This window comes from Mycobacterium sp. (assembly GCF_044223235.1).
Taxonomy (GTDB): domain Bacteria; phylum Actinomycetota; class Actinomycetes; order Mycobacteriales; family Mycobacteriaceae; genus Mycobacterium.
This window is the reverse complement of sequence record NZ_JBGAME010000010.1, coordinates 120,175-137,987: the sequence shown is the minus strand read 5'-3', so window position 1 is coordinate 137,987 and position 17,813 is coordinate 120,175. Positions and strand designations below refer to the sequence as shown.

Below are 17,813 nucleotides of genomic sequence, written 5' to 3'. Positions count from 1 at the left end.
TTCTACTCGGGTTTTTACCTGCCGATGTACTGGAGCAGCCGGGCCAAGCTGACCAACACGGCCGACATGATCCGGCTGATCATCCGCGATGAGGCCGTGCACGGCTACTACATCGGCTACAAGTACCAGCGTGGGTTGGCGCTCGTGGACGAGGCCAGGCGTCAGGAGCTCAAGGACTACACCTACGAGGTGCTCTTCGAGCTCTACGACAACGAGGTCGAGTACACCCAGGACCTCTACGACGAGGTGGGGCTGACCGAGGACGTCAAGAAGTTCCTTCGGTACAACGCCAACAAGGCGCTGATGAATCTCGGTTACGAGGCGCTGTTCCCGCGCGACGAGACCGCGGTCAACCCGGCGATCCTGTCGGCGCTGAGCCCCAACGCCGATGAGAACCACGACTTCTTCTCCGGCTCGGGATCGAGCTACGTGATCGGTAAGGCCGTCAACACGACCGACGAGGACTGGGACTTCTGACGAAGGCGCGTATGCGGCAGCCGCGACGGTAGCTCGCACCATCGGGCTGCCCTGGCGCTCATCTCCACCCGGATGTGTCAGACGCCGGCATCAGACAGCTGTGGTCGCGCCCTCCGCGATCCCGACTTGGTCGAAGGCCCGCTCGATCGCGTCGAGTTGCGCATCCGTGTACCCCGAGGCGATCGCCGTGCTGAGCACCGCGGCGCGGCCGTCGGCGAACGTGGCCCCGGGGCTCAGCCGGTACAGCGAGTGGTAGAAGAGCCGCGCCCAGGCGTCGTCGGAGATGTCACTGGTCGCCGGGTCGGTCATCATCAGGTATGCCGCGTGACTGAAGATCGTGCTGTTGACGTGTTCACCGCCCTCGTCGCCGGTGCCGGTGTAGCGATCGGCGTAGCTCGCGCGGTAGGGCCCGTAGGTCGTGCCGATCGACGTGGGGTCGGCAAGGTTGCGGATCGGCCCGCTGGCAGCGTCCTCGCCGATCAGCCAGCGGCCCGAACCGGTCTTGCCCTCGATCAGCGTGCCGAGGACGTCGGCGTAGGCCTCGTTGAGTGCGCCCGACTCGCCGTAGTCCAGGCTGCGGTCCCGGTCGCCGACGGCGTGATCCACGACGGCATGGGTGAATTCATGCCCGACGATGTCGACGGCGGCTTCGAGGTCGCCGGTGTCGCCGAATGCGAACTGCTGGCTGGTGGAATCCCAGAACGCGTTGTCGTAGCCGTCGGTGTAGTCCGACAGCGATTCGCGCGGGTTGTACTGGATGCTCACCACCACCGGGGCGCCGTCACCGTCAAACGATCTCAGCCCCAACACATCCGAGTAGTAGTCGTACACCTCGGCCATGTTCGCGTGCGCGGATACCGCCGAGGTGTCCCAGCCGGACAGGTCCCGGAAGACGGGGACACCCGGCGTGATCGGCGGCCCAACTAAGAAGAAGTATGTGGTGCGGTCGGTCTCGATGTTGCGGGTGAGGTCGTGCAGGTTGTCGATGTCAAGGATCAGCAGGCTGAGCCGGGCCACGCCGATCTGGCGGCTGGCCCCCAGGTCATCGGTGGCGGTGGCGGTGGCCGCCGACCCCAGGGCCAGCGCATCGGCATTCGACGTGCGGCGGATCACCGAGCCGGCACGGGCGCCGGCGGCGGCGATGTAGTAGGTCGCCCCAGGGTCGGTGGCGGCGCCGCGGACCAGATCCGCGGCGTCGGGCGGATCCACCACCACACGCCAGGCCAGCTGCGGGTCGGTGTCGGCGTCGAGCGCGTCGATCACCAGCTCAGGATTGACCACCCCGGCCGCGATCAACGGCGCGGCGATCACCCGGTACGGCCGGGCGTCGGGCGAACCGACGTAGGCGGCAATCGCCGCCGCGGCCGCCTCGGTCCTGCTGTCGATCCGACGGGCGGCCGTCAATTCCATACCGTCGACTCGGCTGTCGTAGTTGTTGAACAGTCCCGTTACGGCGCCGTCGGCGTCGGTGGCCAGGATAACTTCGCCGCCGAGCACCTCGATGCCGCCGACCGTCTGATGCATACGGTAGAACGTTTCGCCGTCGTCCTCTGATGCTCCCACCCGCTGCACGGTGATATCCGTCTCGTTGGCGAAACCCGCAGGGGCGCCGATCAATCCGGACATCTGGTTGAACACGTCGGCGGCCTCTGCCGCATTGTTGATCGTCGCGTCGGTGAAGGCGCCGTTGACGACGCGGACGGTGCTGTCGCCGTCGACGGTGGCGGTCACGTCCGGCCGGGCGGCCAGGTTGGCGATTTCGATGCCGCGCTGCGCTGGTGGGTCGCCCACGACCGTCGCCGCCGGAGCCGCGCCCACAGCGGTTCGGCGCGATTGCGCGTCACGCGCCGCCAGCCACAGCGATGCGACCAGGTTCTCCGGCGGCATGTGTGGCAACGGCAGGCCGGTGGCCGGTTCGCCCAGGCCGATCCGGCTCAGCGCGCCGGCGAGGGCACGGTGGACCGTCACGCCGGCGGTCATCCTAGTAGCTGCCGGAGTTCCTGTGAATATGGTTGCCGGCGTGAGTGTTTCCGCTTCCCGAGGGTCGGGGACGGCGGACTCCTCCCGGCGGACGGCGGTGGGGATGTCCGCGCCGACGACCGCCTTCGGCTGCCTGGTGGCGGGCGATGCGTCCTCGGGTCGGCGCTGGACCTCGGCGCGCTGTTCCGGACGGGTTATGTCGGTGAGCCGTTGCGGGCCGACGGGTCGCGGGGTCGAGTTCCTCGATGACTTACGGGGTTCCCCGTCAGCGCCCGAACCGGACTGTGTGCGGGGTTGGGTCTCCGTCACGGCGGGATCGGCCGGGCCATCGGAGCCGTGCCTTTGTTTCCGGTTCGGCCGCGCGGAAGTGGCTTCGCCGGCGTCCGGCTGGGTAGGGCGGGGGATCCGCACCGCGACGGCGTCCGGACGCGGCCGGGCTCGTCGCGGAACCGCTGATGTCGTGTCCGCCGCGGTGGTTCCCGTAGCGGTGAGTGTGCGCGGTTCGGTGCTGCCGGCCGAATGGTCGGCGCTGTCCGCGGTGTCCCCAGGGGCTGCGGAGGCGATCGCCTGACCGTTGCCGATGGCGACACCCACACCGGCTGCCACCGCGCCGATGCGCACCCAGTGTGCAACAGCGTTGTAGGCACTGCGACGCGACGGAGCCAATGCGCCTCCCTCTGTGCGTGTTCCCAACGCGATCGGCTGTCAAGGTACCAAGCATGTTCGTCGTGGGGGTCGCCAGCGCGCCGCAATACGACTGAGGGGCGCGCCTGGTCTGGAACTCGCATGCGCTGTCGATCGGGGAAATTCGCTGTACTGGAGGGGGTGCCCCGGCTACCGTGGCCGGCGACCGGCGGGTCTGTCGTGAAAGTGCTTGGGCGGCAGTGCATGCACCTTGAACCCTGGCGACCCGCGGCGTGCTTCGCTCACGGGGACAAGTTGGCCGGCGGCTCGTCGCTCAGCACCGCCTGGGCGAGCCGTTCGCCGAGCAGCGGCGCGAACTTCATCAGGTTGCTGCCGACGAACGCGACGACCTGACCCCGGCTCGCCGCCGTCCAGCCGTCGCCGCCGGCGTCGAGCCACGCCGCGCGCACCGACACACAATCCACCTGACCCACCGGCGTCAGCGACGGGAACAGGGCGCGCACCGCTTCGGGATCGGGCTCTTCCTGGCCGAATCCCCATTGTCCCGTGCTCCCCAGGGGCAGCCCGTAGCCCTCCGGCGCGGACAGGCAGGCCGCGCCGGACGCATCGGCGCCCTGGTAGTTGTAGCGGGTGTGCGGGACGAACTCGACGCCCAGCGGGCCGAACAACTCAGGTGTTTCGACTCCCGCGCAGATCAGCACGCGCTCGCCGCGAAGGATGGCGCCGTCGGCCAGCGTGACCAACCCGTCGTCGGTGACCGAGGTGACCTCGGCGCGGCGGATGTCGACCCGTTGCGCCAGGGCGGACAGCGCGCGGCGGATGCGCAGGGCACCTCCGGCCGGATCCAAAACGCCGCCCTCCCAAGGTGGTACGACGAACGGGATCCTGGCCGCGATCTCACGGCGGTCCAGCCAGCGGAACTCCGCACCCGCGTGCTGCATCGCCGCCGCGGTGTCCTCACGCGGCCCGGCGGCGATGAAGCCCTCGTCGCCGAGCAGCCGTCCGGCACCTAGTTCGTCCTCCCAGCGCCCCCAGCCGGCGCGGGCCTGCACGGCGAGCGCGCACAACTCCGGTCGCCGGTGTGCGATGCGGAAGATCCGCGCCAGTCCCGCGGATTGCTCGCCGAACGGCTCGCCGCGCTCCAGCACGATCACCTGCCTGCCGCGCCGCGACAGTTCATAGGCGGCCGCGAGCCCGCACACTCCCGCGCCGATGACGACGATCACGCGTTAACGGCCGACTCGTCGTGGCGCAACGTCATGCGCCGTGACGCTACGCGAGCCGCCCGCAGGACTCACACCGTCGCGGCGACCGGTGCGGTGAGGTCGTCGACGGGACGGCGGGTGCGGCCCCGCGCAGTCTCGATCGCCAGGCCTTCCCTTGCCCAGTATTCGAAGCCGCCGATGAGCTCACGCACCCGGCGGTAGCCCAGCTCAGTCAGCAGCAACGCGGCGCGGGTCGAGCCGTTGCACCCGGGTCCCCAGCAGTAGACGACGATGTCGGCGTCGAGGTCGGGCAGTTCGGTTGCGGCCCGCTTCGCGAGGTCGGGTCCCGGAATGTGGCGGGCACCGGGGATGTGGCCCTGGTCCCACGCCTCGGTCGAGCGGGTGTCGACGATCAGCGGTGGCGTGCCCGATGCCCGGGCGGCGGCGAGGTCGGCCGGATCGGTCTCGAAGGTGAGCTTGGCGGCGAAGAAGTCACGCGCGGCGGCAGTCATGAAGATAATCCAAACACCGGCACATCGGTCTCGAGAACGGGCAGCTGACGGCGAATGGCGTGAAGTGGCATCGGATCAGCGGAATACTTGCCAGTATGCCGAACAATCAACGGGTCAACCTGGATCGCACGGATGAACTCATCCTCGACGCTCTGCAGACCGACGGGCGGATGAGCACCGCCGATCTCGCCCGCGCCGTCTCGCTGTCGCCCAGCTCGACCGCGGATCGGGTTCGCCGGCTCGTCGACGCGGGCATCATCGTCGGCTACACCGCGGTCGTCGACGCCAATGCTCTCGGCTACGCCATCACGGCCTTCGTCCGCCTGGCCTACCCGTCGGGGAACTATCGGCCGGTGCACGATCTGCTGGCCGTGGTGCCCGAAGTCGTTGAGGCCCATCACGTCACCGGCAACGACTGCTTCATCATGAAGGTGCTGGCCAGATCCATGCCCGACCTGGAACGGATCACCGGAAAGCTCGCGACGCTGGGCAGCATCACGACGAGCGTGGTCTACTCCAGCCCGCTGCCGTCCCGGCGCATCCTGCCGGCGTAATCCCTGGCGAGCAGACGCAAAAGCACCCCGAAACCGGGCGGAGAAGGGGCTTCTGCGTTTGCTCGCCAGGAAGTGTCAGGGGCGCTCGTGGGCGTCCTCGAGCACCGTCCTGCCGATCTCGGCGTAGGTGCCCGGCCTGGAGTAGCGCAGCCATACCGCGTACACCAAGCCGATGACGAACACGCCCGCGATGAAGTACGGGGCGTCCTTGAACACAAGGGAGTTGGCGGCGTAACCGGCGGCGAACGCGCGGTTGTCCCACAGCAGCCACACCACATACCCCATCGCCACACCGCCCAGCAGCGGGCACACCAGTGTGGTGATCACGTTGCCGCGGTGGGTCTTTCGCACCCAGAAGTACCAGATCACCGCGACCGAGCAGATGGCCTGCACGAGCAGGATGGCCGCCGTGCCGATCAGCGCCAGCAGACCGTAGATGTTGGTGTAGGGCACCAGCGACGGCGTGTCGATGGGAACACCGTTGGCGTCGGGCACCTGGACGGCGGTGAAGCCGGCGAACAGCAGCACCAGTACCAGTGTGATGACGCTCTGCAGTGCCGAAGCGAGGTAGGGCGAGCCGTGCTTGGGGTGCGCAGCGCCAAGAGTGGATTTTACTGCGGTGGAAGGGATTTCGCGGCCGAGCGCAAATAGGTACCGAGATGCGGCGTTGTGGAACGCCAGCGCGCAGGCGAACGATCCGATCACGAGCAGGATCTTGTAGACGTCGAGCAGCAATCCACCCAGATTGGTGTGTACCAGGTTGAAGAACAGGTCCAGTGGCGACGAGCTGATCGAAGTCTCCACCGACGCCGTGGCGCCGTTTCCTGCCAGCACCATCGCCGAGACGAACGTGTAGAACAGGCCCAGCCCGATCACCGCGATCAGCGTGGCCCGCGGGATGATCGTCTTCGGGTTGCGGGATTCCTCGCCGTAGACGGCGGTGGTTTCGAAACCGACCCACGACCAGAACGCGAAGAACAGGCCGATGGCCATCGAACCGGCGGCCGCGGCGGTGCCGAATGCACCCGCGGGCAGGCTCTCGAAGGCCTTGTTCAACAGCACGGTCTGGTCCAGCATGAAGCCGTCCGGGCCACCGCCCTTGACGATCACCGAAAGGGCCAGCGCCAGCAGCAGTATCACCTCCGAGACCAGGGTCACACCCAGGATCGCCGCGGTGAGGCTGATGTGGAAGTGGCACAGCGCGCCGATCACGACGATCGCCGCGATCGCAAACACCAGCCACGGAACGTTCACTCCCGCAACGGTGTTCACCGCGTCGTTGGCGAAGTACGCGCAACCGCCGATGAGGGAACCCTCGAACACGATGTAGGCGAACGTCGCCAGAAAGCCGCTGGCCATACCCCAGGTCTGGCCGAGCCCGTGGGAGATGAACCCGTAGAACGCGCCCGTGGTGGTGATGTGCCTGGCCATCGCGACATAGCCCAGCGCGAACAGTGTCAGCGCGATGGTGGCGAACAGGAATCCGGCCGGCGCGCCGAGTCCGTTGCCGAATCCGACCGCGATCGGCACGTTGCCGGTCATCGCGGTGATGGGGGCGGCGTTGGCCACGGCCATGAAGATGACCGCGACGATGCCGATCGCGCCCTTCTTCAGACCCGCCGTGCCAGTTGTGGGTGCTGCTGCGGATTCAGTGGACAACGCGGACCTTCCGGTACGAAATACGGTTTCGGTGGCGCCGCCGCGTTGCGATTCCGTAGCGAGCGTCACCCGCCGCGCACGGTTCGACAACCGGGGGAGCGGCATTCCCGGGAATTCCCAGGAAACTGACAGGCAACGCTTCGGGCGGGCTGATCCCCCGACGCCGTGAACCGCGGGTGAATGGCTCGCCAACTGTCGTGTGCCGTGGTGGCGGTGAGGCCGCGGGAGGGCGACACTGGGCGTCGTGACCACCACGTCGCTATTCGCGTCGATCCTCAACTGGCTGCGGGCGGGCTACCCGGAGGGTGTGCCCGGTACCGACCGGGTTCCGCTGTTGGCCCTGCTGCGCGCCACACCGCTCACCGAACAACAGCTCACCGAGGTGGTGCGACACCTCACCGCCACGGATTCGGCCGCATTGTCCGACGGCAGCATCGACGGGGACGAGATCGCGGCCTTCATCGAGGACGTGACACACCACGACGCCGGCCCGGAGAACATCAAGCGGGTTGCCGCCCGACTGGCCGCGGCCGGATGGCCGCTGGCCGGCGTGGACAGCCCTGCCGTCTAGTCCAACCGTCCCCCTACCCAGCGTGCCCGCTACCCAGTGTCAGCGCCCCGCCGTCACCGCAGGGTGGCGATGTCGATGACGAAGCGGTAGCGCACGTCGCTTGCGAGCACCCGTTCGTAGGCCTCGTTGATGTAGGACGCGTCGATGACCTCGATCTCGGGACCAACACCGTGTTCGGCGCAATAGTCCAGCATCTCCTGGGTTTCGGGGATGCCGCCGATCGCCGAGGCCGACAGGCTGCGCCTGCCCATGGCCAGCGGGAACACCGGCACGCTCATCGGATGCTCGGGGATACCCAGCTCGACCAGCGTCCCGTCGGTGGCCAGCAACGCCAGGTAGTCGCCCAGGTTCAGGTTGGCCGACACCGTGTTGAGGATCAGGTCGAACGTACCCGCCAGCTTGGTGAACGTGTCGGGATCCGACGTGGCGTAGTAATGGCTGGCCCCCAGCCGCAGCCCGTCCTCCATCTTCTTCAGCGACTGGCTGAGCACCGTCACCTCGGCGCCCATGGCGGCGGCCAGCTTGACACCCATGTGGCCCAGTCCGCCCAGCCCGATCACCGCCACCTTCGTGCCGGGCCCGGCCTTCCAGTGCCGCAGCGGCGAATACAGCGTGATGCCCGCGCACAGCAGCGGCGCGGCCTTGTCCAACGGGAGCGCCTCGGGGATGCGCAGCACATAGTCCTCGTCGACGACGATGGCGGTGCTGTAGCCGCCGTAGGTGGAGGTGCCGTCCTTACCGACGGCGTTGTAGGTGCCGACCATGCCGGTCCCGGTGCAGTACTGCTGCAGCCCGGCCAGGCAGTTGGAACATTCGCGGCACGAATCGACGAAACAGCCCACCCCGACGCGGTCGCCGACCTTGAACTTGGTGACCTGCGAACCGACCTCGGTGACGACGCCGGCGATCTCGTGGCCCGGCACCACCGGGTAGGCGGGCTGGCCCCATTCCCCCTTGACGGTGTGGATATCGGAGTGGCAGATCCCGGCGAAATGGATATCGAATGCGACATCGTGCGCGCCGACCTCGCGCCGCTCGATCGTCGTCTTGGTCAGCGGTTCGCTCGCGGAGGTTGCGGCATATGCGGTGACGGTGCTCATCTCAGGCCTCTTCGTCGTCAGTCGCCGACCGGTGCGGACCGGTCGGTGCGATTGGGAAACTGTCGCGATAATGCGACACATCGGATAGCCAACGCACGCTGGACGCCACCTATTTCCGCGTCCGGGGTGCGAATCCAGCCTAAAGGCCCGCCGCGCGGAAAGCTCCGGCGATCGCTCAGTTGATCGGCGCGTTGACCAGGCGGAGGTCGGCGAGAATGCCGCGTGCGGCGACGATGTTTCGCCCCGTCTGCCATACCTCGTTGTTGACGACGTACACCCGGTTGTCCTTGGCGGCCGACAGATCGCGCCACGCATCGCTGTCGAGTACCTCGGCGGCGCGCTCCTTCGCCTCGGCCGAGGTGAAGGAGACATAGACGATGTCGCCGTCGGCGATGGAGAAGTCAGGTGAGCCGGCCAGGTCGGTGGTGCCGATCTCGACGTAGGGCCTATCGGTGAACCGCTGTCCGGCGGGACGATCGAGTCCGACGTCTTGGAGGACGCCCGCGGCGAAGTTGTTGGCGCCGTACACCCGCAGTGTCTTGTCGGTCAGCTGGACCACCGACACCTGGAAGTGCGCGGCATCGGTGGCCACGCCGGTCTGGGCGGCCGCTTCGTCGAAGCCGTCGATCAGTGCGGCGGCGGCCTCGAAACGTCCGGTCGCCGCGCCGACGACGCGCAGGTTCGCCTTCCAGTCGGCCCCGGGAGGCCCGGTGAAGACTGTCGGCGCAATCGCCGACAGGGCCGCGTATGCGTCGGGTGTCAGCGCCTGCGAACCCAGGATGAGGTCGGGTGCAGCCGCCCGGATCGCGTCCAGATCGGGAGCGGTGGCGCTACCCGCGGCGGGCAGGTCATGCACGACGGTGCCCAGATACGACGGTGGTGTGCTCGCCCCGCCGGCCGGCGCCGTGGCGACGATGCGCGACTGCAGACCCAGCGCGCACAGCGCGTCGAGTTGGTCGTCGCTAAGCGCCACGATCCGTTGGGGGTCCGCGTGCACCTGCGTCGTACCGGCCGCGTGGCGCACCTCGCGCTCGGGTGGTCCCGGGTCGACGGGCGACGGTTCGGGCGCGCACGACTCGTCGGGCCTGCGCTGATTTCCCAGCACGCCCGCCCCGCCGATCTTGGTGGTGCTGGTGATGACGGAAGTCTGGCCCGACGCCGGCCGCTGGGTGCCGGCGGACGACCCGCAGCCGGTGGCCGTCGTGACGATTGCCGCGGTGAGCACCGCCGCGACGCCCGCGAGCAGCCCGACCCTGCGAGACGCGGGGCCGGTGAGGCTCGCGCGTCCCGTGCTAAACACGCGGCCGACGGTAACACCCCGGCAGGTAGACGCAGGTCAGGCTACCCGCGCGAGCCGTCCGCCAATCCAGTACGACAGTTTGTAGGACCCAGGCTTACAGACCGCCCCACGGGGGCTAGGATTCATAGCTATCGAAGCGGGGATGTCCCGACGGAATGTTTGGAGGACCTCTTGGTAGCCGAAGCGCCCCCAATCGGAGAACTCGAGGCACGACGTCCCTACCCGGCACGGCTCGGCCCCAAGGGCAACCTGATCTACAGGCTGATCACCACCACCGATCACAAGCTCATCGGTGTCATGTACTGCGTGGTGTGCTTCATCTTCTTCGCCATCGGCGGGTTGATGGCCCTGTTCATGCGTACCGAACTCGCCGTCCCCGGGCTGCAGTTCCTGTCCAACGAACAGTTCAACCAGCTGTTCACCATGCACGGCACGGTGATGCTGCTGTTCTACGCGACACCCATCGTCTTCGGTTTCGCCAACCTGGTGCTGCCGCTGCAGATCGGCGCACCCGACGTGGCATTCCCACGGCTCAACGCGCTGTCGTTCTGGCTGTTCCTGTTCGGCGCGCTGGTCGCCATGGGCGGGTTCATCACCCCCGGCGGTGCCGCCGACTTCGGCTGGACGGCCTACAGCCCGCTGACCGACGCCATCCATTCGCCCGGCGCAGGCGGCGATCTGTGGATCATGGGCCTGGCCGTCGGCGGTCTCGGCACCATCCTCGGCGGCGTCAACATGATCACCACCGTGGTCTGCATGCGTGCGCCCGGCATGACCATGTTCCGGATGCCGATCTTCACCTGGAACATCCTGGTCACTTCGATTCTGGTGCTGGTCGCCTTCCCGATCCTGACCGCCGCGCTGTTCGGCCTGGCCGCCGACCGCCACCTCGGCGCCCACGTGTACGACCCCTCCAATGGCGGGGTGATGCTGTGGCAGCACCTGTTCTGGTACTTCGGCCACCCCGAGGTGTACATCATCGCGCTGCCCTTCTTCGGGATCGTGTCGGAGATCTTCCCGGTGTTCAGCCGCAAGCCGATCTTCGGTTACACCACGCTGATCTACGCGACTCTGGGCATCGCGGCGCTGTCGGTTGCCGTGTGGGCGCACCACATGTACGCGACCGGAGCCGTTCTCCTTCCGTTCTTCAGTTTCATGACGTTCCTGATCGCGGTGCCGACGGGCATCAAGTTCTTCAACTGGATCGGCACGATGTGGAAGGGCCAGCTGACCTTCGAGACGCCGATGCTGTTCTCCGTCGGATTCCTGGTCACCTTCCTGCTCGGCGGTCTGTCCGGCGTGCTGCTGGCCAGCCCACCGCTGGACTTCCATGTCAGCGATTCCTACTTCGTGGTCGCCCACTTCCACTACGTGCTGTTCGGCACGATCGTGTTCGCGACCTACGCCGGAATCTACTTCTGGTTCCCGAAGATGACCGGCAGGCTGCTCGACGAGCGCCTGGGCAAGCTGCATTTCTGGATGACGATCATCGGCTTCCACGCCACCTTCCTCGTGCAGCACTGGCTGGGTGACGAGGGCATGCCGCGCCGCTACGCCGACTATCTGCCCACCGACGGCTTCACCACGCTGAACATCGTCTCCACGATCGGCGCGTTCGTCCTCGGTGCCTCGACGCTGCCGTTCTTCTGGAACGTGTTCAAGAGCTGGCGCTACGGCGAAGTCGTCACGGTGGACGACCCGTGGGGCTACGGCAACTCGCTGGAGTGGGCCACCAGCTGCCCGCCGCCGCGCCACAACTTCAACGAGCTGCCGCGTATCCGTTCGGAGCGCCCGGCGTTCGAGCTGCACTACCCGCACATGGTTGATCGGATGCGGGCCGAGGCGCACGTCGGCCGCGATCACTCCAGCACCCACGCCAGCTGATGGCCTGCCACTTCGCGCAGGGGTGAGCACGTCGAAGGTGTCGGTGCTGATCACCGTCACCGGACATGATCAACCGGGTGTGACGTCGGCGTTGTTCGAGGTGCTGTCGCGGCACAAGGTCGAACTGCTCAACGTCGAACAGGTTGTGATCCGGGGACGGTTGACGCTGGGTGTGCTGGTGGCGGGACCACAGGACGTGGCTGGCAGTGCCGCGCTGCGTGAAGAGGTGCACGACGTCATCCACGCCATCGGCCTGGATGTCACGATCGAACGCAGCGACGACACATCGGTGATGCGCGAACCGTCGACCCACACCATCGTGGTGCTGGGCAGGCCGATCGGCGCGGGCGCATTCGGTGCGGTGGCCCGTGAGGTCGCCGCGCTCGGCGTCAACATCGACTTCATCCGCGGTGTGTCCGACTACCCCGTGACAGGCCTGGAGCTGCGGGTGTCGGTGCCACGCGGCGGTGCCTACGCGCAGCTGCAGACCGCGATGGCGCGGGTGGCCGTCGACGAGGGTGTCGACATCGCGCTGGAGGATTACAGCCTGTCGCGCCGGGCGAAACGCCTGATCGTGTTCGATGTCGATTCCACCCTGATCCAGGGCGAGGTCATCGAGATGCTGGCGGCCCACGCGGGTGCCGAGGCGGCGGTCGCGGAGGTCACCGAGGCGGCGATGCGCGGCGAGCTCGACTTCGCCGAGTCGCTGCACCGGAGGGTCGCCACGCTGGAGGGGCTGCCCGCCCACGTGCTCGATGACGTCGCCGACAAGGTGGAGCTGACGCCCGGTGCGCGGACCACCCTGCGCACCCTGCGCCGGCTGGGGTATCACTGCGGCGTGGTGTCCGGCGGCTTCCGCCAGGTGATCGAGCCGCTGGCACACGAGCTGATGCTGGACTTCGTCGCCGCCAACGAACTCGAGATCGTCGACGGCAAGCTGACCGGGCGGGTCATCGGACCGATCGTCGACCGTCCGGGAAAGGCCAAGGCGCTGCGCGACTTCGCGCAGCAGGCGGGGGTGCCGATGGAGCAGACCGTCGCCGTCGGCGACGGTGCCAACGACATCGACATGCTGACGGCCGCGGGGCTGGGGGTGGCGTTCAACGCCAAACCCGCCCTGCGGGAGGTCGCCGACGCGTCACTGAGCCATCCGTACCTGGACACGGTGCTGTTCATCCTCGGCGTCACCCGCGGTGAGATCGAGGCCGCGGACGCGGTCGACGGGGTGGTCCGCCGGGTGGACATCCCGGATTGAGGTGATTTCGGCGCGGTTTCATGCGCTCAGCGTCGAAAGGCGCGCCGAAATCGCTCGTCAGACGACGATGGCACCGGGTTCGGGCATCGCCGACCCCGTGACGCTGCGCCACGCCCGCGCCAGCAGCAGCACCGCCTCGATGAGCTGGTCGTCGGGCAGCGCGTAGGGCACCCGGACGAACCGCTCCAGCGTCCCGTCGACACCGAACCGCGGGCCCGCGGGCAGATCCAGGCCCAGCCGTGACGCGGATGCGGACAGGGCGGTGCTCATCGGCGCGGGCAGCCGCACCCACAGCGACATGCCGCCGGCACCGCGGCCGGGCCTCCAGGCGGGCAGGTGCTCGTCCAGCAGCGACAACAGCAGCGCGCGCCTGCGGCGCAGGATGTCCCTGCGCTCGTCGAGGATCTCGTCGTGCATCGCCAAAAGCCTTGCGGCGGCAAGCTGTTCGAGGATTGCGGTGCCCATGTCGACGGACGGTCGCAGCGCGGCGATGCTGGCGATGGTGGGGCGCTCCGCACGGATCCAGCCGACCCGCAGGCCGCCCCAGAAGGATTTCGACATCGACCCGACGGTGAGCACGAGGTCGCGCCGAGTCGACATGGCCGCCGCGACGGGGGCGGGCATCGGCCCGTCCAGCCACATGTCGATGATGGTCTCGTCGATGACGGTGCGGGTCCGCGTGTCGGCGATGATGTGCGCCAACCGTTTTCGCTGCACCTCTGGCATCGTCAGGCCGGTCGGATTGTGGTTGTCCGGAATCAGATAGGCGAGGCTGGGCGCCAACTGGCGCGCCGCGGCGTCCACAGCGTCCAGCTCCCAGCCGTCGTCGGTGAGTGCCACCGGGACCGGCCTGGCGCCGCTCGTGAGGATCGCCGAAAGCGCGCCGTGATAGGTCGGCTGCTCGACGAGCACCCGATCGCCTGCCTGCACGAAGGTGGCCAGGATCAGGCTGATCGCGTGCAGTGCACCGCTGGTCACCACTATCTCGTCGGGAGTAGTGGGAAGTCCTCGCGCGCAATATCTTTCGGCAATGGCATGGCGGAGCGCGCTGACCCCGACGAGTTCGTGGCCCGGCTCGTGCAGGTAGGGCGTCATCTCGCGGGTGGCTGCGCCGTACGCGTCGAGGACGGCGGTCGCCGGAGCCGACAGTGCCGCGGCCGCCAGGCTGAGGACGCGCGGCACCGCTTCGGGTGCGGCGGCCGGGGCCAGCGGCAGAGCGGTTGTGCTGCGCGCGCCGCGCCGCGCCTTGAGGTAGCCGTCATCGCGCAGTGCCGCGTAGGCGGCGGTGACCGTTGTGCGCGACACCCGAAGGACGTCGGCCAGCGCGCGTTCGCTGGGGAGCCGGGCGCCCACCGGCAGGCGGCCGTCGACGACGAGCAGCCGTATCGCATCGGCCAACCCCTGGTAGACCGGCCCACTGCGACTGGATGTGCGCCAGTTGCCCAGTTCGCGGGCCAATAGCTCCACACTCAATGCGCGATCGGACATTGGACTTGTCATTTGAAGCCAGTATTCGCCAACTGGCTATTGATAGGCAAGCCAGTTCATCGCGATTCTGGACGCATGCCATCACCTTGGTCTCAGCAACTGGCGTGGCTTCGCGCCGCACTCACCCCGATCCCACGTCCTGTGGACCCGAGGTGACCGAATACCGCAGGCCAACCGTGGTCAGTGGCACGGTGCTGCTCGTCGGTCTCACGGGCTATGGGCTCTCGATGGCGATGATGGTGCGCGCCGGGCTCGGCCTGGACCCGTGGGACGTCTTCCACCAGGGTCTGGCCCACCACACCGGGCTGACCATCGGGCTGGCGTCGGGGGTCGTGGGCGTCGCGGTTCTGCTGGCCTGGATCCCGTTGCGCAATCGGCCCGGCATCGGCACCGTCGCCAACGTCATCGTGATCGCCGTGACCGTCGACGCCGCCCTCGCGATCCTGCCCACCCCCTCGTCTCTGCCGATTCGGGTGGCGCTGATGGTCGGCGGCGTGGTGCTCAACGCGATCAGCACGGTGCTCTATGTGGGCGCCGGGCTCGGGCCGGGCCCGCGCGACGGGCTGATGACCGGCCTCGTCACCCGCACCGGATTTTCGGTGCGCCTGGTGCGCACCTCGATCGAGACGGTGGTGCTCGGCGCAGGCTGGTTGCTCGGCGGTGCCGTTGGCGTGGGTACCGTGGTCTACGCGCTGGGCATCGGACCGCTGGTGCAGCTGGTCCTGCGGCTGACTCCGCGCCGCGTTCTGGCCCGCAGCGGATGGGCGACGGTGCTCGCGCACCCCGGCGAACACGCCCTGTCGCAACGCTGACCCGCGGGGCGCGCCGCCCGCGCTGTACGGCACGATGGTCACGTGCCCGCAGCTCCCGACGCAGCCGACCCCGACCTGCTGATCGACTTCGCGAGGGTCACGCTGCGCCGCGGCGGCCGCACCCTCGTCGGACCCGTCACCTGGGCAGTCGAACTGGACGAACGCTGGGTGATCATCGGCCCCAACGGGGCCGGAAAGACGTCGTTGCTACGGATCGCCGCCGCCACCGAACATCCGTCCTCGGGAACGGCCTATGTGCTCGGTGAGCGGCTCGGCCGGGTCGACATGGCGGAGTTGCGCTCGCGAGTCGGGCTGAGCAGCTCCGCCCTGGCCCAGCGGGTGCCCGACGGTGAGGTGGTGCGCGACCTGGTGGTGTCCGCCGGATACGCGGTCCTGGGCCGCTGGCGCGAGACCTACGACGACATGGACTACGCGCAGGCCGTCGAGATGCTGGAAAGCGTGGGTGCCGAACATCTGACCGACCGCACGTTCGGCACCCTGTCGGAGGGCGAACGCAAGCGGGTCCTGATCGCCCGTGCCCTGATGACGGATCCCGAACTGCTGCTGCTCGACGAGCCCGCGGCCGGACTCGACCTCGGCGGCCGCGAGGAACTGGTGGCCCGCCTGTCCGATCTGGCCGCCGACCCCGACGCGCCCGCGATCGTGCTGGTGACCCACCACGTCGAGGAGATCCCGCCGGGCTTCAGCCACGCGCTGATCCTGTCGGAAGGCACCATCGTCGCGTCGGGTCTGCTGCCCGACGTACTGACCGCCGAGAACCTGTCCAAGGCCTTCGGCCAGTCGATCGCCCTGGACTACATCGACGGGCGGTACTTCGCCAGGCGTATCCGCAGTCGGGCCGCGCACCGGAGGCGTGGGTGACGGCACCGGAGCCCGCCGCCCCGCTGGATGCGCGGCCCGCCGCCCCGCTGGATGCGCGGCCCGCCGCGACCGTCATGCTGGTGCGGGACACCCCCACCGGCATCAACGTCTTCCTCATGCGGCGCCACGCCGCCATGGAGTTCGCCGCGGGCGTCATGGTTTTTCCCGGCGGGGGAGTCGACGACCGTGACCGCAACGCCGGGACCGGGTGGGCGGGACCAGACCCGTCGTGGTGGGCGCACCGGTTCGGCGTCGACACCGACCTCGCCGCGGCGCTGGTGTGCGCGGCCGCGCGGGAGACCTTCGAGGAGTCCGGGGTGTTGTTCGCCGGGCGTGAGGATGAGCCCGGCAGCATCGTCAGCGACGCCTCGGTCTACGGCGAATCCCGCGCCGCGCTGGCCGACGGCTCGCTGTCCTTCGCCGACTTCCTCACCCAGGAGCGCCTGATCCTGCGGGCCGACCTGCTGCGCCCCTGGGCCAACTGGGTGACCCCGAAGGAGGAGCGCAGCCGCCGCTACGACACGTACTTCTTCGTCGGCGCCCTGCCCGAGGGCCAGCGCGCCGACGGCGACAACACCGAAACCGACAGGGCCGACTGGACGACACCGGAGGCGGCGCTCGACGATTTCGAGGCCGGGCGCACCTTTCTGCTGCCGCCCACCTGGACGCAGCTGGATTCGCTGGCCACGCGCAGCGTCGCCGACGTCCTCGCGGCGGAGCGCCGGATCGTGCCCGTCGAGCCGCGCCTGACGATCAGCCACGGCAACTGGGAGATCGAGTTCTTCGACAGCGAGCGGTACAACCGGGCGCGAAGCCACCGGAGTCCCGGTGAGTGAATTCGTCAGCATCCGGCTCAGCGATGACCATCCCGGCATCGGCACGCTGTTGCTGTCCCGCCCGCCGACCAATGCCCTGACCAGGCAGGTCTACCGCGAGATCGCGGCGGCCGCCGCCGATCTCCATGGCCGCGACGACATCATCGCGCTGATCGTCTTCGGCGGTCACGAGATCTTCTCCGCGGGCGACGACGTGCCCGAACTGCGCGCGCTGGACGCCGACGAGATCGCCGCAGCCGAACGTGTCCGGCGCGAGGCGGTCGATGCGCTCGCCGCGGTGCCCAAACCCACCGTCGCCGCGATCACCGGCTACGCCCTGGGCGGCGGGCTGACGCTGGCGCTGGCCGCCGACTGGCGCGTCAGCGGCGACAACGCCAAGTTCGGGGCCACGGAGGTCCTCGCAGGTATGGCCCCCGGCGGGGGCGGCGGAGCGCGACTGGCCCGCGCGGTCGGTGCCAGCAAGGCCAAGGATCTGGTGTTCAGCGGCCGGTTCGTCGGGGCCAAGGAGGCGCTCGAACTCGGCCTGGTCGACGAATTGGTCGCCCCTGACCACGTGTACGACGCCGCGCTGGCGTGGGCCTCGCGGTTCCTGGAGTATCCGGTACAGGTACTGGCTGCCGCCAAAGCCGCCATCGACGGCGACGGTTAGGCTG

The 17,813-nt window shown here is 68.5% G+C and carries 16 protein-coding genes; 9 read left to right on the top strand and 7 right to left on the bottom strand.

All coding sequences use genetic code 11. The annotated features are described in order from the left end of the window. Positions 1 to 477 (top strand): ribonucleotide-diphosphate reductase subunit beta (locus tag ADBZ6K_RS15030; RefSeq protein WP_526347981.1); only part of this gene is annotated, 477 nt, incomplete at its 5' end. A 90-nt stretch (positions 478 to 567) separates the two neighbouring features. On the opposite strand, the gene ADBZ6K_RS15025 is transcribed toward ADBZ6K_RS15030, so the two are convergent. From ADBZ6K_RS15025 to ADBZ6K_RS15015, 3 genes are all read right to left on the bottom strand, one after another. Then, a complete protein-coding gene (locus ADBZ6K_RS15025) occupies positions 568 to 2,445 on the bottom strand; it encodes a M4 family metallopeptidase (RefSeq protein ID WP_526347979.1) in 1,878 nt (625 codons plus the stop codon). Positions 2,446 to 3,383: 938 nt separating this feature from the next. Beyond that, positions 3,384 to 4,328 carry an NAD(P)/FAD-dependent oxidoreductase gene (locus ADBZ6K_RS15020; RefSeq protein WP_526347977.1) on the bottom strand — a complete coding sequence of 315 codons (945 nt, stop codon included), beginning with the start codon at positions 4,326 to 4,328 and terminating at the stop codon, positions 3,384 to 3,386. A gap of 68 nt (positions 4,329 to 4,396) precedes the next feature. Then, on the bottom strand, positions 4,397 to 4,819 hold the full coding sequence (locus ADBZ6K_RS15015) for a rhodanese-like domain-containing protein (protein WP_526347974.1): 423 nt from the start codon (positions 4,817 to 4,819) through the stop codon (positions 4,397 to 4,399). A 95-nt stretch (positions 4,820 to 4,914) separates the two neighbouring features. Between ADBZ6K_RS15015 and ADBZ6K_RS15010 the strand changes: the two genes are divergently transcribed. Further along, the gene (locus tag ADBZ6K_RS15010; protein WP_526347972.1) at positions 4,915 to 5,373 is read left to right on the top strand and encodes an Lrp/AsnC family transcriptional regulator; all 459 of its coding nucleotides are present in this window, start codon (positions 4,915 to 4,917) and stop codon (positions 5,371 to 5,373) included. A gap of 75 nt (positions 5,374 to 5,448) precedes the next feature. On the opposite strand, the gene ADBZ6K_RS15005 is transcribed toward ADBZ6K_RS15010, so the two are convergent. Beyond that, on the bottom strand, positions 5,449 to 7,032 hold the full coding sequence (locus tag ADBZ6K_RS15005) for an amino acid permease (protein WP_526347970.1): 1,584 nt from the start codon (positions 7,030 to 7,032) through the stop codon (positions 5,449 to 5,451). Positions 7,033 to 7,276: 244 nt separating this feature from the next. Between ADBZ6K_RS15005 and ADBZ6K_RS15000 the strand changes: the two genes are divergently transcribed. Further along, positions 7,277 to 7,603 (top strand): DUF3349 domain-containing protein, encoded by a 327-nt coding sequence (locus ADBZ6K_RS15000; RefSeq protein ID WP_526347968.1) that lies wholly within the window; start codon positions 7,277 to 7,279, stop codon positions 7,601 to 7,603. A 53-nt stretch (positions 7,604 to 7,656) separates the two neighbouring features. Here the strand turns inward: ADBZ6K_RS15000 and ADBZ6K_RS14995 are convergent, their stop codons facing one another. Together ADBZ6K_RS14995 and ADBZ6K_RS14990 are read right to left on the bottom strand one after the other, a co-directional pair. Continuing rightward, entirely contained in the window at positions 7,657 to 8,703 is a 1,047-nt protein-coding gene (locus ADBZ6K_RS14995) for an NAD(P)-dependent alcohol dehydrogenase (protein ID WP_526347966.1), read from the bottom strand. A gap of 175 nt (positions 8,704 to 8,878) precedes the next feature. Then, a complete protein-coding gene (locus ADBZ6K_RS14990; RefSeq protein ID WP_526348005.1) occupies positions 8,879 to 9,949 on the bottom strand; it encodes an iron-siderophore ABC transporter substrate-binding protein in 1,071 nt (356 codons plus the stop codon). A 225-nt stretch (positions 9,950 to 10,174) separates the two neighbouring features. Between ADBZ6K_RS14990 and ctaD the strand changes: the two genes are divergently transcribed. Continuing rightward, positions 10,175 to 11,887 (top strand): aa3-type cytochrome oxidase subunit I, encoded by a 1,713-nt coding sequence (gene ctaD / locus ADBZ6K_RS14985; RefSeq protein WP_526347964.1) that lies wholly within the window; start codon positions 10,175 to 10,177, stop codon positions 11,885 to 11,887. A 22-nt stretch (positions 11,888 to 11,909) separates the two neighbouring features. Next, entirely contained in the window at positions 11,910 to 13,142 is a 1,233-nt protein-coding gene (gene serB, locus ADBZ6K_RS14980) for a phosphoserine phosphatase SerB (RefSeq protein WP_526347962.1), read from the top strand. 57 nt (positions 13,143 to 13,199) lie between these two features. On the opposite strand, the gene yczR is transcribed toward serB, so the two are convergent. Continuing rightward, positions 13,200 to 14,642 (bottom strand): MocR-like transcription factor YczR, encoded by a 1,443-nt coding sequence (gene yczR / locus ADBZ6K_RS14975; RefSeq protein ID WP_526347960.1) that lies wholly within the window; start codon positions 14,640 to 14,642, stop codon positions 13,200 to 13,202. 215 nt (positions 14,643 to 14,857) lie between these two features. Between yczR and yczE the strand changes: the two genes are divergently transcribed. From yczE to ADBZ6K_RS14955, 4 genes are all read left to right on the top strand, one after another. Then, positions 14,858 to 15,442: a membrane protein YczE gene (yczE, locus tag ADBZ6K_RS14970; protein WP_526348003.1), complete on the top strand. Its 585-nt coding sequence runs from the start codon at positions 14,858 to 14,860 to the stop codon at positions 15,440 to 15,442. 42 nt (positions 15,443 to 15,484) lie between these two features. Beyond that, complete coding sequence (locus ADBZ6K_RS14965; protein WP_526347958.1) at positions 15,485 to 16,324, top strand: ABC transporter ATP-binding protein; 840 nt, start codon at positions 15,485 to 15,487, stop codon at positions 16,322 to 16,324. Between the two features lie 74 nt (positions 16,325 to 16,398). After that, entirely contained in the window at positions 16,399 to 17,160 is a 762-nt protein-coding gene (locus ADBZ6K_RS14960) for an NUDIX hydrolase (protein WP_526348001.1), read from the top strand. Then, on the top strand, positions 17,153 to 17,809 hold the full coding sequence (locus tag ADBZ6K_RS14955; protein ID WP_526347956.1) for an enoyl-CoA hydratase: 657 nt from the start codon (positions 17,153 to 17,155) through the stop codon (positions 17,807 to 17,809). Before ADBZ6K_RS14960 ends, ADBZ6K_RS14955 begins: the two co-directional genes overlap by 8 nt. Positions 17,810 to 17,813: the final 4 nt, after the last annotated feature.

What these genes read in the sequence shown, in the direction of transcription:
- ADBZ6K_RS15015 (WP_526347974.1), bottom strand. Translation starts at nt 4,819, where the DNA reads ATGACTGCCGCCGCGCGTGACTTCTTCGCCGCCAAGCTCACCTTCGAG.
- yczE (WP_526348003.1), top strand. Translation starts at nt 14,858, where the DNA reads ATGGCGATGATGGTGCGCGCCGGGCTCGGCCTGGACCCGTGGGACGTC.
- ADBZ6K_RS14960 (WP_526348001.1), top strand. Translation starts at nt 16,399, where the DNA reads ATGCTGGTGCGGGACACCCCCACCGGCATCAACGTCTTCCTCATGCGG.
- yczR (WP_526347960.1), bottom strand. Translation starts at nt 14,642, where the DNA reads ATGACAAGTCCAATGTCCGATCGCGCATTGAGTGTGGAGCTATTGGCC.
- ADBZ6K_RS15010 (WP_526347972.1), top strand. Translation starts at nt 4,915, where the DNA reads ATGCCGAACAATCAACGGGTCAACCTGGATCGCACGGATGAACTCATC.
- ADBZ6K_RS14995 (WP_526347966.1), bottom strand. Translation starts at nt 8,703, where the DNA reads ATGAGCACCGTCACCGCATATGCCGCAACCTCCGCGAGCGAACCGCTG.